Origin of the sequence: Streptomyces sp. L2 (genome assembly GCF_004124325.1) — a bacterium.
In the GTDB taxonomy this organism is placed as follows: domain Bacteria; phylum Actinomycetota; class Actinomycetes; order Streptomycetales; family Streptomycetaceae; genus Streptomyces.
The window spans coordinates 2754692-2770147 of record NZ_QBDT01000001.1 but is presented as its reverse complement, the minus strand read 5'-3'; the positions used below and the strand labels follow the sequence as shown (position 1 = coordinate 2770147).

Annotated in this window: 17 protein-coding genes; 8 read left to right on the top strand and 9 right to left on the bottom strand. The window is 72.6% G+C overall.

Annotated features, from left to right (window positions below):
* Positions 1-101: 101 nt before the first annotated feature.
* A complete protein-coding gene (locus tag DBP14_RS11790; RefSeq protein ID WP_129307192.1) occupies positions 102-1406 on the bottom strand; it encodes an MFS transporter in 1305 nt (434 codons plus the stop codon).
* A 62-nt stretch (positions 1407-1468) separates the two neighbouring features.
* Between DBP14_RS11790 and DBP14_RS11785 the strand changes: the two genes are divergently transcribed.
* A complete protein-coding gene (locus tag DBP14_RS11785; protein ID WP_129307191.1) occupies positions 1469-2422 on the top strand; it encodes a LysR family transcriptional regulator in 954 nt (317 codons plus the stop codon).
* 69 nt (positions 2423-2491) lie between these two features.
* On the opposite strand, the gene DBP14_RS11780 is transcribed toward DBP14_RS11785, so the two are convergent.
* The gene (locus DBP14_RS11780; protein WP_129307190.1) at positions 2492-3253 is read right to left on the bottom strand and encodes an alpha/beta fold hydrolase; all 762 of its coding nucleotides are present in this window, start codon (positions 3251-3253) and stop codon (positions 2492-2494) included.
* 161 nt (positions 3254-3414) lie between these two features.
* On the opposite strand from DBP14_RS11780, the gene DBP14_RS11775 reads away from it, so the two are divergent.
* Together DBP14_RS11775 and DBP14_RS11770 are read left to right on the top strand one after the other, a co-directional pair.
* Positions 3415-4602, top strand: a complete 1188-nt coding sequence (locus DBP14_RS11775) for an adenosine deaminase (RefSeq protein ID WP_129307189.1) — start codon at positions 3415-3417, stop codon at positions 4600-4602.
* 150 nt (positions 4603-4752) lie between these two features.
* On the top strand, positions 4753-5103 hold the full coding sequence (locus DBP14_RS11770; protein ID WP_129307188.1) for an ATP-binding protein: 351 nt from the start codon (positions 4753-4755) through the stop codon (positions 5101-5103).
* Between the two features lie 96 nt (positions 5104-5199).
* On the opposite strand, the gene DBP14_RS11765 is transcribed toward DBP14_RS11770, so the two are convergent.
* From DBP14_RS11765 to afsQ1, 5 genes are all read right to left on the bottom strand, one after another.
* Positions 5200-5400, bottom strand: a complete 201-nt coding sequence (locus DBP14_RS11765) for a PspC domain-containing protein (protein WP_129307187.1) — start codon at positions 5398-5400, stop codon at positions 5200-5202.
* Between the two features lie 92 nt (positions 5401-5492).
* Positions 5493-6062 (bottom strand): VanZ family protein, encoded by a 570-nt coding sequence (locus tag DBP14_RS11760; protein ID WP_129307186.1) that lies wholly within the window; start codon positions 6060-6062, stop codon positions 5493-5495.
* A 738-nt stretch (positions 6063-6800) separates the two neighbouring features.
* Complete coding sequence (locus DBP14_RS11750) at positions 6801-7400, bottom strand: hypothetical protein (RefSeq protein WP_129307184.1); 600 nt, start codon at positions 7398-7400, stop codon at positions 6801-6803.
* Positions 7397-8974, bottom strand: coding sequence for a HAMP domain-containing sensor histidine kinase (locus DBP14_RS11745; RefSeq protein WP_129307183.1), 1578 nt, complete (start codon positions 8972-8974; stop codon positions 7397-7399). Before DBP14_RS11745 ends, DBP14_RS11750 begins: the two co-directional genes overlap by 4 nt.
* Positions 8971-9648: a two-component system response regulator AfsQ1 gene (gene afsQ1 / locus DBP14_RS11740; RefSeq protein WP_129307182.1), complete on the bottom strand. Its 678-nt coding sequence runs from the start codon at positions 9646-9648 to the stop codon at positions 8971-8973. Before afsQ1 ends, DBP14_RS11745 begins: the two co-directional genes overlap by 4 nt.
* Positions 9649-9903: 255 nt before the next feature.
* On the opposite strand from afsQ1, the gene DBP14_RS11735 reads away from it, so the two are divergent.
* The gene (locus tag DBP14_RS11735) at positions 9904-10686 is read left to right on the top strand and encodes a SigE family RNA polymerase sigma factor (protein ID WP_129307181.1); all 783 of its coding nucleotides are present in this window, start codon (positions 9904-9906) and stop codon (positions 10684-10686) included.
* Positions 10687-10836: 150 nt separating this feature from the next.
* Here the strand turns inward: DBP14_RS11735 and DBP14_RS11730 are convergent, their stop codons facing one another.
* Entirely contained in the window at positions 10837-11439 is a 603-nt protein-coding gene (locus DBP14_RS11730; protein ID WP_129311804.1) for a uridine kinase, read from the bottom strand.
* A gap of 160 nt (positions 11440-11599) precedes the next feature.
* On the opposite strand from DBP14_RS11730, the gene DBP14_RS11725 reads away from it, so the two are divergent.
* A complete protein-coding gene (locus DBP14_RS11725; protein ID WP_129307180.1) occupies positions 11600-12007 on the top strand; it encodes a hypothetical protein in 408 nt (135 codons plus the stop codon).
* A 111-nt stretch (positions 12008-12118) separates the two neighbouring features.
* On the opposite strand, the gene DBP14_RS11720 is transcribed toward DBP14_RS11725, so the two are convergent.
* Positions 12119-12811: a helix-turn-helix domain-containing protein gene (locus DBP14_RS11720; RefSeq protein ID WP_129307179.1), complete on the bottom strand. Its 693-nt coding sequence runs from the start codon at positions 12809-12811 to the stop codon at positions 12119-12121.
* Between the two features lie 110 nt (positions 12812-12921).
* Here DBP14_RS11720 and DBP14_RS11715 point away from each other — a divergent pair, with 110 nt between their 5' ends.
* From DBP14_RS11715 to DBP14_RS11705, 3 genes are read left to right on the top strand one after another with little or no spacing between them, the layout of a single operon-like run.
* Entirely contained in the window at positions 12922-13407 is a 486-nt protein-coding gene (locus DBP14_RS11715; protein WP_129307178.1) for a DoxX family protein, read from the top strand.
* A complete protein-coding gene (folE, locus tag DBP14_RS11710; RefSeq protein WP_129307177.1) occupies positions 13404-14000 on the top strand; it encodes a GTP cyclohydrolase I in 597 nt (198 codons plus the stop codon). Before DBP14_RS11715 ends, folE begins: the two co-directional genes overlap by 4 nt.
* 33 nt (positions 14001-14033) lie before the next feature.
* Positions 14034-15257 (top strand): FAD-dependent oxidoreductase, encoded by a 1224-nt coding sequence (locus tag DBP14_RS11705; protein WP_129307176.1) that lies wholly within the window; start codon positions 14034-14036, stop codon positions 15255-15257.
* Positions 15258-15456 lie beyond the last annotated feature (199 nt).

Genomic DNA, 15456 nt, shown 5'->3' with positions numbered 1-15456 from the left:
CCCCTGTGGCCGTCCCGCAGCGCCGGTGCGCTCGTTCAATGACAAGACGGACGCTACCGCGCCCCACTGACATTCGGCCTGCGGAACGGAGAAACAGCAGGTCAGCGCAGTGCCGTCGGCTCCGCGCCCGTCGCCGCCACCCGGGCCGCCCGGGAGCCGAGGACCGTGATCGCCACGACGCCCAGCACCGCCAGGCCACCGACCCCGACCGTGCCGCCCCAGCCGCCCGCGTGGAACGCCATCGCGCCCACCGTGCTGCCCGCGCTGGAACCGATGTAGTACGTCGACTGGTACAGCGCGGCGGCCTGGGCGCGGCCGTGCGTGGCCGTCTTGCTCACCGCCGACGACGCCACCGCGTGCCCCGCGAAGAACCCCGCCGTGATCAGCACCAGACCCAGCAGTACCAGCGGCAGTGAGCCGGCCAGGGACAGCAGCAGCCCCGCCGCCGTCGTTCCGGCCGCCAGGTACAGCGCGCCCCGGCGTCCGAGCCGGCCCACCAGGCGCCCGGCGGTCGACGCGGACACCGTCCCCACCAGGTAGACCAGGAAGACCGAGCCGACGATGCCCTGGGGGAGACCGAACGGCGCCCCCGTCAGGCGGTAGCCGATCACCGTGTAGACGCCGCCGAACACCACCATGAACAGCGCGCCGATCACGTACAGCCGGCGCAGCAGTGGGTCGGTCAGATGGCCGCGGACGGTACCGGCCAGCACCCGCGGCCGCAGCGAACCGGCCGTGAAGTGCCGCGGCGCCGGCAGCAGCAGCCGGAACGCCACCGCGCACCCCACCGCGATCACACCCACGACACCGACGGCGACCCGCCAGCCCCACGCCTGCGCGACCCAGCCGGTGATGACCCGGCCGCTCATCCCGCCCACGCTGTTGCCCGCGACGAACAGCCCGATCGCCGTGACCAGCGCCTTCGGCCGGACCTCCTCCGCCAGGTACGCCGTCGCCGACGCCGGCAGCCCGGCGAGCGCCGCGCCCTGCACCGCCCGCAGCGCCACCAGCGCCCCGATCGACGGCGCGAACGGCACCACCAGTCCCACGGCCACCGCGACGGCGAGCGACCCCGTCATGACCGTACGCCGGCCGAACCGCTCGGACAGGGCGCTCATCGGCAGCACGAACAGGGCCAGACCGCCGGTCGCCGCCGCCACCGTCCAGCTCGCCTCGCCCGCCGCGACCCCGAACTCACCGGAGATCAGCGGCAGCAGGGCCTGGGTGGAGTACAGCAGCGCGAACGTCGCGACACCGGCGAGGAAGAGGGCGAAGCTCATCCGGCGGTAGCCGGGACCGCCGGGGAACATGCGCGCGTCGACGGTCGCGGCGGGGTCGGAGTCGGGGACGGAGGCGGACGGTACGGCGCTCACGCGGGTGAGCGCCCCGGTACTGGCGGGAGACATGCCTCGAAGCTACGGACGGCCCGCTCATCCGTCCAATGCATGGAATCGTCATAATCGTTCCCATGCAGCATCAGCAGAGGTCACAGCCCCGCCTGTCACCGTCCGGTGACACAGAAGACATGGCGCTGTTGCTCGCGCCACGCCTCGCCCACTTCGCCGGGGTCGCCCGCACCGAACACGTCACCCGCGCCGCCCGGGACCTGAACGTCCCCCAGTCGACCCTGTCCCGCGCGATGGCCCGCCTGGAACAGGACCTCGGCGTCGACCTGTTCGCCCGGCACGGCCGTACCGTCTCCCTCACCCCCGCAGGCCGCACCTTCCTGGTATCGGTCGAGCGGGCCCTCGCCGAGATCGAGCGGGCCGCCGAGGAGGTCCGCGCCGACGCCGACCCGGCCACCGGCAAGGTCGCCTTCGGCTTCCTGCACACCATGGGCGCCGAGACCGTACCCGGCCTCCTGCACGCCTTCCGCGCCGACCACCCCCGTATCCGCTTCAGCCTCGTCCAGAACTACGGCGAGGCCATGCTGGAACGCCTCCGCGCCGGTGAACTCGACCTCTGCCTGACCTCCCCGGTCCCTGACGCCCCCGACCTCGTCGCCCGCCGGCTGGACGAACAGAAACTCCGCCTGGTCGTCCCCGCGGACCACTCCCTGGCCGCCCGGAGACGCATCCGCCTCGCCGAGGCCGCCGACGAAACCTTCGTCACCCTGGAACCCGGCTACGGCCTGCGCCGCATCACCGACGACCTCTGCAGCCAGGCCGGCTTCCGCCCCCGGGTCGCCTTCGAGGGCGAGGAGGCGGAGACGCTCCGCGGCCTGGTGGCGGCCGGCCTCGGCGTCGCCCTCCTCCCACCCCCCACGGTCCCCAGACCCGGCGTCGTGGAACTCACGGTCACCGCCCCCAAGGCAGCCCGAGAAATCGGCGTAGCCTGGCTCGCCGACCGCCCCGACACCCCACCCGTAGCCGCCTTCAAGAAGTTCCTCCTCTCAAAGAGAGGCCAACTACTACCCACCTAAGGGGCGCGGGGAACTGCGCGAGAAGCGACGACAACCCGCACCCGCCGAACAACCGACCGGGCAACGGCGCTACCGCCGCACCGACTTCCCGAACCCAGAAGCCAACGGCATCCGAAGCCCAATAGGAGGCGGAGCCGCAAGCGCGTCCTCGACCGGCCGAGACACCCGGCACCCGAACAACGCCCCCAGCACGAAGTCCACCGCCAGGCACCGCACTTCCTCCCGGTGCTGCCGCAACCCGTGCCCGTCCGAGTGGACCTCGAACCGGCACACGTCCCGGTTCGCCTTCTTCGCCCGCGCCGCCAGCCGGAACGACAGCTCGGGGTCGGTCCGTTCGTCGTTCGTGCCGTGCACGATCAGCACCCGCCGCCCCACCAGCTGCTTCACCGGCTCGGCCGGCGCGGCCACATCGTCCTCGGGCAGCCAGGGCGCGATGGCCACCACCGAGTTGACGGCCTCGTGCCCGGCCGAGCGGAGGGCCGCGCGGCCGCCCATGTCGAGTCCGACCAGGCACACGGGAACGTCGCCGTAGCGTCGTACGAGCTCGTCGACGGCCCAGGCCGCGTCGGCGGCGGGGTGCGCGTCGGTGCCGTTCCAGCCCCGGTAGCGGTAGTGGACGGGGTGGACGGCGAGCCCCTCCGGCCGCCCGGCGCGGGCGAGCCGGCGGCCGAGGGAGCGGATGTGGGCCGTCGCCCGGACGGCGGACGGCCGCCGGACGGAGGCCTCCTCACCGCCGGGGAGCAGCAGGACCGCCCCGCACGCGGTCGCCGGTTGTGCTCCGACTGCCTTGCCGAGCCTGGCCGTTCGGGCCGGCGTCGTTCGCTCTCCCATGCCAGAACAGTGTCAGAAGGCGCCGTGGTCCAAACCTGTCCCGGCGGTCACTGTTGGGTATCGGCGGAAATCCGGGGCGCGTCGAGCGGCACAGGCCGCGACATCACGGGACATCGCGCCGACAAGGCGCTCTCTACGCGCGTAGGCGTTAAAGTGCGGAGATGACGAGCCAGACTGCACCGACGGGGACCAGCCCGGGGAACGCTCCGAGGAACATCCCGACCGAGGACCAGATCCGCCGCGCTCCCAAGGTTCTGCTGCACGATCATCTCGACGGCGGTCTCCGCCCCGGAACCGTCGTCGAACTCGCCCACGAGGCCGGCTACACCCAGCTCCCGGACACCGACCCGGACAAGCTGGGCCTCTGGTTCCGGGAGGCCGCAGACTCCGGCTCGCTGGAGCGGTACCTGGAGACGTTCTCGCACACCGTCGGCGTGATGCAGAACCGGGACGCGCTGGTCCGGGTCGCCCGCGAGTGCGCCGAGGACCTCGCCGAGGACGGCGTCGTGTACGCCGAGGTGCGGTACGCCCCCGAGCAGCACCTGGACGGGGCCTTGAGCCTCGAAGAGGTCGTCGAGGCGGTCAACGAGGGGTTCCGGCAGGGCGAGCGGCTGGCCCGCGAGAACGGCCGCCGGATCAGGGTCGGCGCCCTGCTCACCGCGATGCGGCACGCCGCCCGGTCCCTGGAGATCGCCGAACTCGCCAACCGCTACCGGGACTCCGGCGTCGTCGGCTTCGACATCGCCGGCGCCGAGGCCGGCCACCCGCCCACCCGGCACCTGGACGCGTTCGAGTACCTGAAGCGGGAGAACAACCACTTCACCATCCACGCCGGGGAGGCCTTCGGGCTGCCCTCCATCTGGCAGGCCCTGCAGTGGTGCGGCGCCGACCGGCTCGGGCACGGCGTGCGGATCATCGACGACATCGAGGTCGGTGAGGACGGCTCCGTACGGCTCGGGCGGCTGGCGTCGTACGTCCGGGACAAGCGGATCCCGCTGGAGCTGTGCCCCAGCTCCAACCTGCAGACCGGGGCCGCGGCCTCCTACGCCGAGCACCCCATCGGGCTGCTGCGCCGGCTGCACTTCCGGGCGACGGTCAACACGGACAACCGGCTGATGTCCCACACCAGCATGAGCCGGGAATTCGAGCACCTCGTCGAGGCATTCGGATACACGCTCGACGACCTGCAATGGTTCTCCGTCAATGCGATGAAATCAGCGTTCATTCCTTTCGATGAACGACTCGCCATGATCAATGACGTGGTGAAGCCCGGGTATGCCGAGCTGAAATCCGAATGGCTGTTCAGGGAGACCGCCTCCACCAGCGGTTCTTCCGGTTCAGGGGAGTAGTCGAGGGGAACGGTGCGCACGGAATGCGGACGGCCTTTCACGGGTCGTCCGCATTTCGGTGTTTGCGGGGCCAGGTCCGCCGTGTTTACGGTCGGGCACCGCTCAGATCGTCAGTGATCACCCGTCTCCGCATTCAAGGACGCATTCACCATGAAGCAGTCTGCTGCCAAGACCCTCGGTGTCGCCGCCCTCGGTGCCGCCTTCGCCGCCGTCGGCGCGGGCGCGGCCGACGCGGCCCCGGCCGTCCCGCAGTCCCAGGCGCTGGACTCCGTCACCCGGACGCTGCCGGCCGAGAACGTCTCCCAGGCGCTGCCGGGTGCCACCGAGGCGCTCAGCCAGGGCCAGGGCGCGCTCAGCGCCGGGGTCGCCGCGGCCAAGCCGACCGCCGACCAGGTGCTCAGCAAGGGCCCGACCGCGCCGGTCGCCGGAATGCTCGGCGGGCTGCCGGTCAAGGGCCTCCCGACGCACGGCCTGCCCGTGAACGGGATCCCGGTGGGCTGACCCGCCCCGAACCCCCATGACGCCGTTGGGGCGCCCCCGGTTTCGTATCGGAGGCGCCCCAACGGCGTGCGCATCGCCTGCCGGCGTGCGGGCGCGTCACCAGGCCGTGCGGGCCTTGTCCTCCGCCGGGAGCAGGATCCACAGGGCTATGTAGAGCAGGAACTGCGGGCCCGGCAGCAGGCAGGACAGCAGGAAGATCACCCGCATCGTCGTCGCCGAGGTGCCGAAGCGCCGAGCCAGCGCTGCGCACACTCCGCCGATCATGCGGCCGTGGGTGGGGCGGGCGAGGCGGGACATCCGCGACTCCTTCGTGAGTACCGGCGAGGCGGCCGGCCGGCTGCCTCATCCGCGTTCCACGGTACGGAGACGAACGGGGGCGAAGCGTCGCTCTACGGGGCGATCCCGACCCTGGGAATCGTCGGGGTCCTACCCTGAGCCGTCTCCTCCTGGAAGACGGTCGTACGACCGCTCGTGGCACCGCCGTCCCGCGCGCACCGCCGGCGCAGCAGCCAGGACCGGCCCACCGGGACCACGACCAGATGGGCCGCGGCCACGCCGACGGTGTTCAGCAGCACCGAGTCGACGTCCACGATCCGGCCGGGCACACCGGTCTGCAGCAGGGCGATGCCGACCGAGACGAGGGCGCCCGCGGCCGTCGTACGGACCAGGGAGGCCAGACGGGACCCGGTGAGCCTGCCGTGCGCCATCGGCAGCAGCACGCCCAGCGGGGCGAGCAGCGCCAGCCCCTCACCGATCCGCCGGGCCGCCTCGGACCGGCCCAGCGCCAGGTCGGCGCGGATACCGGCCAGCGGGTGCAGGTTGGGCGGCGTCACCCAGGGCACGTCCAGGGGCCGCAACATCAGCCAGGCGACGAACGCGAGATGGACGACGAGGAGGACACCCCCCGCCGCGCGAACCCGGACCGCGGCGCTGTCACCGATGAAGCCTTGACGCTGCACGCCCCCGTAGACGCACCCCCACACACGATCGGTTCCCCACCCCCACGCGCCGCGAACCACACCAGCCCGGCCACCCCCACTGGACGGCCACCGCCGCACGAGCAACCGCCCACGGCCCACCGGCCACCCCCGCGAGGGCCGGCGCCGGCCTGCGTCAACCGCCCCATGCCGTAGCACTCGCCCCGGTTCCCCGGCCTCGGTTGGCGGCCCCCGGCTTCTGGCCCCCGGCGTCGGTCCCGGGTCGCTGGGCCCGGTTTCGGCTTCCGGGCTGCGGCGCTTGGCGGGCCTGGCCTTCGTCAACTGTCTCGTGTCGTAGCACTGGCGCCGGTTCCCCGGCCTCGGTTGGCGGCCCCCGGCTTCTGGCCCCGCGCCGGTCCCGGGTCGCTGGGCCCGGTTTCGGCTTCCGGGCTGTGGCGCTTGGCGGGCCCGGCCTTCGTCAACTGTCTCGTGTCGTAGCACTGGCGCCGGTTCCCCGGCCTCGGTTGGCGGCCCCCGGCTTCTGGCCCCCGGCGTCGGTCTTGGGTCCCCGGGCCCGGTTTCGGTCTCCGGGCTGCGGCGCTTCGCAGCCGAGGCCTTCGCCGGCTGCTCCTCGTAGCACTCGACCCCGGGCCCTTGGCCCCCAGCCCCGGGCCCTTGGCCCCGGCCCCGGCCCCGGCCCCCGGCCCCGGCCCCCCCGGCCCCCCGGCCCTTGGAGTCCACCTGGCCCCAGTCGCCCCAAGCCCCGCGCACGCGGAACCCTCAGCCGCCCTTGACCTCGCCGGACGGCGGTTTCGTGGTGCCCGGGTGGGAGCGGACGTCGTCGGTGCAGTCGTAGCGGCGCAGGGGGGAGGGTGCGGGGCCGCCGAGGATGACGGAGCCGTCGCCCTCGGTCGCGGAGGAGTCGGAGAGGGTGCAGACGAGCTGGGCCAGGGCGTACGAGGTGAGCCTGGCCGGGGGTGTGCTCAGGCGCAGGGTGTCCTCGGGGTCCTTCGGGCCGGGCCCGGTCACGCCGATGCCGCCGGGCACGTATGTCAGGTAGCCCGCCGCCTTCTCCGCGGCCGACGGGGACGCTGCCAGCTGGTCCAGCAGACCCTGCGCCACGATCACCCGGCGCCGCGCGTCCGGCGTGCCCTCCGGGACCCGCACCGTGCGGTCGACCGTCACCAGGGAGCCGCACAGCAGGAAGACCTGGACGGGCACCCCGTGCGCGGCCTGCGTGGACGTGTCGGGGCTCGCCAGCGAGCACGGCGTCCGCGAGGGGGCGCCACCGAAGTCCGTCGGCACCTCGGTCGCCCGGATCCCGCACCCGGTGAGCAGCGCGGCGAGGAGGGGCAGTGCCAGCAGGCGTCGTACGCTCATGCCCCTTCCCCCTCCGTGCCCCGGGCACCCCCGGTGTCCCCGGCGCCCTCCTCCGTGAGCCGGGCCGCGTCCCTCGGCAGCCGCAGCGTGAACACAGCGCCGCCCTCCGGGGAGTTGGCCGCGGTGATCTCGCCGCCGTGGATGTGGGCGTTCTCCATCGCGATGGACAGGCCGAGGCCGCTGCCCTCGGAGCGCGGCCGGGAGGCGCTGGCCTTGTAGAAGCGGTCGAAGACGTGCGGCAGCACGTCCTCCGGGATGCCGGGCCCGTGGTCGCGTACGGCGATCACCAGGTCGTCCCCGTCGATGCGCACGGACACCCGCACCGGGGACCCGCCGTGCTTGAGCGCGTTGCCGATCAGGTTGGCGAGTATCACGTCGAGGCGGCGTGGGTCGAGCTGGGCGTGGATGCCGCGCTCGGCGTCGAGTTCGACCGCGTCCAGCCAGGCGCGGGCGTCGATGCAGGCGGTGATCTGGTCGGCGAGGTCGACGTCGTCCAGGACCAGCCGGGCCGTGCCCGCGTCGAAGCGGGTGACCTCCATCAGGTTCTCGACGAGGTCGTTCAGCCGCCGGGTCTCGCTCACCACGAGCCGCACCGCGGGCTCGATCATCGGGTCGATGCCGCCGCCCTCGAACTCCAGCTCCTCCTCCAGCACCTCCGTCACGGCGGTGATGGCGGTCAGCGGCGTCCGCAGCTCGTGGCTCATGTCGGCGACGAACCTGCGGGACGCGTCGTCCCGCGCCGCCATGTCGGCGACCCGTTTCTCCAGCGCCTCGGCCGCGTTGTTGAACGTCCGCGACAGATCGGCGAGTTCGTCGGTCCCGGACACCCTGAGCCGGGTGTCCAGCTTGCCCTCCCCGAGCCGCCGCGCCGCGACACCCAGCCGGTGCACGGGCTTCAGTACGGTCGTGGCGGCGGCCTGCGCCAGCAGCGCGGAGCCGATCAGCGCCAGGCCCGTCGCGATCCCCAGCGACCAGGCCAGCGAGTTGAGGTCCTTCGCCTCCGGCTCCAGCGACTTCGCCATGTAGCCGGTCGGGCCGCCCCCGATGACCTTCGTGCCGGCCACCAGGTAGGGCGTGCCGTGGTCGACGATCCGCTGCCAGTACAGGTGGTACGCCGACGAGTTGCCGTCGGACACCTTCTGTCGCTTGTTCACCGCCGTCCGCAGCGACCTGGGCACGTCCTCCAGCGAGAACCCGTTCAGGGCGCCCGAGTTGCCGTAGACCGTCTTGCCGTTCGCGTCCTGCCCGACCAGCAGCACGCTGAAGCGCTGGCTGCTGCCCGCCATCTGGCCCGCCGCGCGCTGCAGTTCGTCCTGCGTGGGATGGGCCGGCAGCGCGCCCGCCCGGTTCTGCATCTCCTGCTGGAAGTCGCGCAGCACCGCGTCCTGGGCGCGGGTGAGGACCGCCTCCCGGTTCAGCCAATAGGCGATGCCCGACGCCGACACGGCGGCGGTGAGCGCGACCAGCCCGAACACCACCACCAGACGCAGCCGGAGGCTGGTGAACCTGAGCCGCGACAGACTTCCCCTGCGCCCCGCGGCCCAGCCGCGCAGCCCCCCTCGCGTGTCGGTCACTGAGGCGCGTCCAGGCGGTAGCCGACACCACGGACCGTACGGATCAGGGTCGGGGACGACGGCACGTCCTCCACCTTGGCGCGCAGCCGCTGCACACACGCGTCCACCAGGCGCGAGTCGCCCAGGTAGTCGTGCTCCCACACCAGCCGCAGCAGCTGCTGCCGGGACAGCGCCTGACCGGGCCGCCGGCTCAGCTCCAGCAGCAGCCGCAGCTCGGTCGGCGTCAGCTGGAGGTCCTCGCCGTTCTTCGTGACGGTCATCGCCGACCGGTCGATGACCAGGCTGCCGAAGGTCGCCGAGTCGGTGGACTCGCGCTCCCCGCGCCGCAGCACGGCCCGGATCCGGGCGTCCAGCACGCGGCCCTGCACGGGTTTGACCACGTAGTCGTCGGCGCCGGACTCCAGCCCCACGACCACGTCGATGTCGTCGCTGCGCGCGGTCAGCAGAATGATCGGCAACTGGTCCGTGCGCCGGATGCGCCGGCACACCTCGAACCCGTCGATGCCGGGCAGCATCACGTCCAGCACGATCAGGTCCGGCCGCTGCTCGCGCAGCAGCTTCAGACCGTCCTCGCCGTTGGCAGCGGTGGCCACGCGGTGTCCCTGGCGGGTCAGGGAGAGCTCCAGGGCCGTACGGATGGCGTCGTCGTCCTCGATCAGCAACAGGGAAGGCACGAGGCTCATTCTGGCCCATGAAGGGGGTGCCGTACGACCTGTGGGCCCGATACCGCGCGGACGGCGACCACCTGTGTGCCCCGTGTGATGACCATGTGACGAACCCCTGTGACAGGTCTGTGACAGTCGGCGGACACGGCGATGAAGTGCCCCGGGCAAGCTTTTCGGCACAAGGCAACACCGCATCACCGCAACACGGCGACACCGCACCACAGGCAAGACGAACTACCGGAAGTCCACGACGGGGGGCGCGAGATGAACACGCTGCACAGCACCAGCACCAGCGCAGTGATCACGCGTCTGCACGACGTGAACGGGGGGCTCAACGGGGGGCTCAACGGGGGCCGGGGTTCGGAGAAGTCCGGCGCCGTGAGCGGGCGGGGGTGCGCTCGCGGCGCCGGGCGTCAGCACACCGGGTACATGACGGTGGTTGACGCACACGAGGGGGGAACGCACGGGGGATCCGCGTACAGGGAGGACTCGGGGGAGCGTGCCTCGCTGTCGGAGACTGTAGATGCCGAAGCGGCGTTTACCGCCTACGTCCAGGAGCGCCGCGCCTCCCTGTACGCCACCGCCTACCACCTGACCGGTGACCGCTTCGAGGCCGAGGACCTGCTGCAGAGCGCGCTGTTCTCGACGTACCGGGCGTGGGACCGGATCAGCGACAAGGCCGCCGTCGGCGGATACCTCCGCCGCACCATGACGAACCTGCACATCAGCGCGTGGCGCCGCCGCAAGCTGAACGAGTACCCGACCGAGGAACTGCCGGAGACGCCCGGCGACACGGACGCGATGCGCGGCACCGAGCTGCGGGCGGTCCTGTGGCAGGCGCTGGCCCGGCTGCCCGAGCTCCAGCGCACCATGCTGGTCCTTCGCTACTACGAGGGCCGCACGGACCCGGAGATCGCGGACATCCTCGGCATCAGCGTCGGCACGGTGAAGTCAAGCATCTGGCGGTCGCTCCGCCGGCTGCGCGAGGACGAGGTCCTCAGCTTCGGCCGTGACGAGGAGAGCGCCTTCGGCGAACTGGTCGCCTGAGGTCAGGGGGAGCACCGGGGGGAAACGGGGTCACGGGGGACCACGGGGGAGCCACTGGGGGGTGGATCCCACGGGGATCGGGGCTCACGGGGGTGAAAAAGGGAGCGGGACCGGAAGGCCGAAGGCCGATCCGGTCCCGTTTTCCTTGCCTCACGCCGCCGTCTGCCGCTGCCGCACCTGCCGGCCCGCGGCCGCCGCCAGCCGGCCCAGCGCCTCCTCGCGCCCGCAGGGATGCGCGCCCAGCGACACCTGGCGGGCCACGATCGACCGCTCGGCACGCATCAGCCGCCAGCCGCGGCGCAGCAGGAACGGCACCGACTTGCGGCCCTCCTTCAGATCGCGCAGGAAGCGCCGCCGGAAGGTGGTGACCGGGCCGCGGGACAGGCACAGCGCGTCCGCGAGGACCCCCCGCTCCCGGCAGCGTTCGACGATCTCCGCCGCGAAGATGCCCTCCGCGATGAACAGCGGGGTGCGCCCGATGTGCAGGGCCTCCTCGCCGGTGCGGGCGCTCAGCGAGAGGTCGTACACCGGTACGGGCGTGGTGCCGGTGGCGCACAGCCGGGCGATGGCGTCGACGGCCACGTCCGCGTCCCAGGAGAGCGGGTGGTCCCAGTCGATGTCCGAACTGCCGTCCACCAGGGGCAGGGTCGGGTCGTCGCCCTCCTTGTAGAAGTCGTCGAGGCGCAGCACGGGCAGCCCGGAACGGGCGGCGACGAGGGACTTGCCCGAGCCCGAGGGGCCGCAGAGCAGCACGACACGGGCGGGAGACGGCGGAAGAGGGCTCACGGAACACCAGTTTGACGCATGGGGGCGCCGCTGCCGACCCCGCGGGTCGGCTTTGGTGCGCGCGTCACACCTCAACTACCCTACGTGTCGACCGTATTACCCTGCGCACCAGAAGGCGGCACCAGCGATGGCCCGACACACTTCGTCCCAGCACCCGGTCGCACAGCGGGCCCTGATCGCCCTGGCGACCGCGGGCGCGGCCCTGGGAGCGGGCGCGGCCACGGCCCACGCGGACTCCGGCGCCGCCGAGCTCGTGAACGTGCCCTGGCGCCCGACCTCGCTCGGCAACATCAACCCGGAGGCCGGTCTCGCGTCCCTGACCGGCACGGCCGGCTACGTCACCGGCCCGGTGGCCGGCCTCAAGCCCAACCCGCTGGCGGGTACGGGCGTCGACCCCCTCGACAACGGCGTCGGCACCCAGCTCGCCGACTTCAAGCCGGTCGGCTCCCGGATGGTGACGGCCCCCGTCGCCGAGGCGGAGTCGGTGGGCGAGATCCCCGTGGTGGGCAGCGTGACGCAGCTGCTGGGCGGCTGAGCACACGAGCAGCAGCGGGCCGCGCTCCCCTTGACGGGGTGGCGCGGCCCTTTCCATGCGCTGACGCAGAGCCCTGCGTGTGCCGTAGCACTACTGCGGCTGCGGCTGCGGCTAGGGCTCTGGCTCTGGCTCGGGCTCTGGCTCTGGCTGGGCGGGGTCGACCACCACGCAGCAGCGGCCGGGACGCGGGGCCAGGACCGCGCGAGCGGGAGGCTGGCCGCCCGCTTCGAGCATGCCGCGCACCAGGTGCAGGTTGAGCCAGCAGACCAGTTCGGTGTGCTCGCGGGCGAGCCGGTGGAAGGGGCAGTTGCGCAGGTCGATGGTGCCGTCATCGGTGGGTGAGGGCTCGTAGCCGCACGCGGTCAGCGCGGCCGTCAGGTCCGGGCCGCCCGCCGCCCGCCCGGTCGCGCGCGCGGCCTCGGCCACCGCCTCCCGCGCGGTCCCGGACCGGTCGGCGGCCATCGCCCCGGCCAGCACCTCGGCCAGCAGGCCGTAGTCGCGCGGGGGCACGCTGACGGTCAGCTCCCGCTCCGCGCGCGCGTAGCGCTTGGCGGGCCGGCCCGCGCCCGGGCCGCCCCGCCCGGCGGCGCGGGCGTAACTGACGTCCAGCAGCCCGGCGTCGGCCAGCTTGTCCAGGTGGTAGGCGGCCAGCGTGCGGCTGATGCCCGCCGCTCGCGCGGCGTCCTCCCGGTCCACCGGGTCGTCACAGCTGCCGACGTACGCGTACAGCCGCCGCCGCACCGCGTCCTCCAGGCTGCTCAGCTCGCTGATCGCATCCCTGTCACGGCCCTCGCTCGTACCCACGCGTCAACTGTAACACCAATGAGATTTGACAAATGAGAGGTGGTGTGTCCAATCTCTAAAAATAAAAGAACTTGCCGATACAGTCGGCACGTCGACACGAGGAGGCCGTCATGGCTGCTCCTGCTGTGCCCGTGGACCCCCCGAGCGCGCACTCCGGGGAAGAGATCCTGCGCCGGGCCCGCCGCGAACCGGCCTACGGCGCCTTCTGGCTGATGCGCATCGGGTACGCGGTGCTGCCGATCTGGATGGGCGCCGACAAGTTCGCCAACGCGCTCACCGACTGGCCGCACTACCTCGCGCCCTGGATCGTCGACCTGCTGCCCTTCTCCGCGCAGACCGCCATGTACGTCGTCGGCGCGATCGAGATCGTCGCGGGCATCGCCGTGGCCATCAAGCCGCGCTACGCGGCGTACGTCGTCGCCCTCTGGCTCACCGGCATCATCGTGAACCTGCTGACCTACTCCGGGTTCTACGACGTGGCGCTCCGCGACTTCGGCCTGCTCCTCGGCGCGCTCACCCTGGCCCGGCTCGCCGTCGTCTACGACACCGCCTGGCACGGACGCCGCGGCGGCACCGGCGCGGGGGTGGACGAGTGAACGCCACGGCCGTGCTGCAGGTGGTGCAGGAGTCGACCGGCCCCGACCTGGAGGCCGCCGAACAGGCCGCGCGGGAGTTCCTGCGGGCCCTCGGGGTCCTGGACGAGACCGAGGGGACGCGGGACACACCGGGCCGGATGGCCCGCGGGTACGCCGAACTGCTGACCGCGCGCCCGTTCCGGATGACCACCTTCCCCAACGAGGAGGGCTACGACGAACTCGTCCTGGCCCGGGACATCCCCGTCCGGTCGGTCTGCCAGCACCACATGCTGCCCTTCGTCGGCGTGGCCCACGTGGGTTATCTGCCCGGCGCCCGGATCCTCGGCCTGTCGAAGCTGGCCCGGGTCGTGGAGCACTTCGCCTGCCGGCCCCAGGTCCAGGAACGGCTCACCAAACAGACCGCGGACTGGATCGCCCACCACCTCCAGCCCAAGGGCGTCGGGGTGGTCATCGAGGCCGAACACACCTGCATGACCCTGCGCGGGGTGCAGGCCACCGGATCGAGGACCGTCACCTCCACCCTGCTCGGCACCCTGCGGAACAACCCGGCCTCCCGGCACGAGTTCCTGGCCCTCACCGGCGTACACCGATAGCAGCGCCCCCGCATCCTTCGTACAGGAGACGTCATGAGCACACCGCACCGCGTGGTGATCGTCGGAGCGGGACTGGCCGGCGCGTCGGCGGCCGCCGCACTGCGCGAACAGGGCTTCACCGGCGAGGTGACCCTGTTCGGCCAGGAAACCCACCACCCCTACGAACTCCCGCCGCTGTCCAAGGGCATCCTGCTCGGCGAGCGCGACGAACCCGACTGGGTCCGCGCGGACGGCTACTACCGCGACCACGCGATCGACCTGCGCCGCGGCACCGCCATCACCGCACTGCGCCCGGCCGAGCACACCGTCGTGGACGCCGACGGCACGGAACACCCCTACGACCGCCTCCTCCTGGCCACCGGCTCCCGCTCCCGCAGCCTGCCCGGCCTCGCCGGCCCCGGCGTCCACCTCCTGCGCACCCTGGACGACGCCCTGGCCCTGCGCACCGAACTGACCCCCGACGCCTGCGTAGTCATCATCGGCGCGGGCTGGATCGGCTGCGAGGCCGCCGCCGCGGCCCGCACCCGCGGGGCGCGGGTGACCGTGATCGACCCCGGCCGCACACCCCTGCGCCGGGTCCTGGGCGACGAGATCGGCGAAGTCTTCCGCACCCTCCACACGGACCACGGCGTCACCTTCCACCTCGGCGCGGCCGTCACGGGAGCGGACACCGGGCTGGTGCGCCTGACCAACGGAATGGAACTGCCCGCCGACGTCGTGATCGCCGGAGTCGGCGCCGTACCCCGCACCGAACTGGCCGAAGCCGCGGGCCTGACCCTCGCGGCGGGCGGCGTGGCCGTCGACGCCACGCTGCGCACCTCCGCCCCGGACGTCTACGCGGTCGGCGACATCGCCGCCCACGACCATCCCCGCTACGACGGCCGTGTCCGCGTCGACCACTGGGCCAACGCCAAGAACCAGGGTGCCCACGTCGCCGCCAACCTCCTCGGCGCCGACGCCCCCTACACCGCCGACCCCTACTTCTTCTCCGACCAGTACGAACTCGGCTGCGAATACCGCGGCCTCGCCGACCCCGACCACGACGAACTCGTCCTCCGCGGCGACCCCACCACCCGCGAGTTCCTCGCCTTCTGGCTCCGCGACGGCCACATCACCGCCGCCCTGAACGTCAACTCCTGGGACCACGGCGACACCCTCCGCGAACTGGTGGCCACCCGGGCCCGGGCCACGCCCCGGCAACTCGCCGAAGAGGACCTGGAAACACTGGCCACCGCCGAGACGCCTCAGGCCAGCTGACCGGGCCCTTCCAGCAACACGGACGGCCGCACCTCCTCCGGGAGGCGCGGCCGTCCGCGTCTTCCGGGCACATCGCGGATCAGCCAATCATATGAAGCTTCCGCGCCCACGGCTCTCCCGTACATCCCGATGGAAGACACACAATCTCCATGGAATCCCGGGGTGGACGGGGACTGCCGGCCGCCGGCAACGGCGGTGG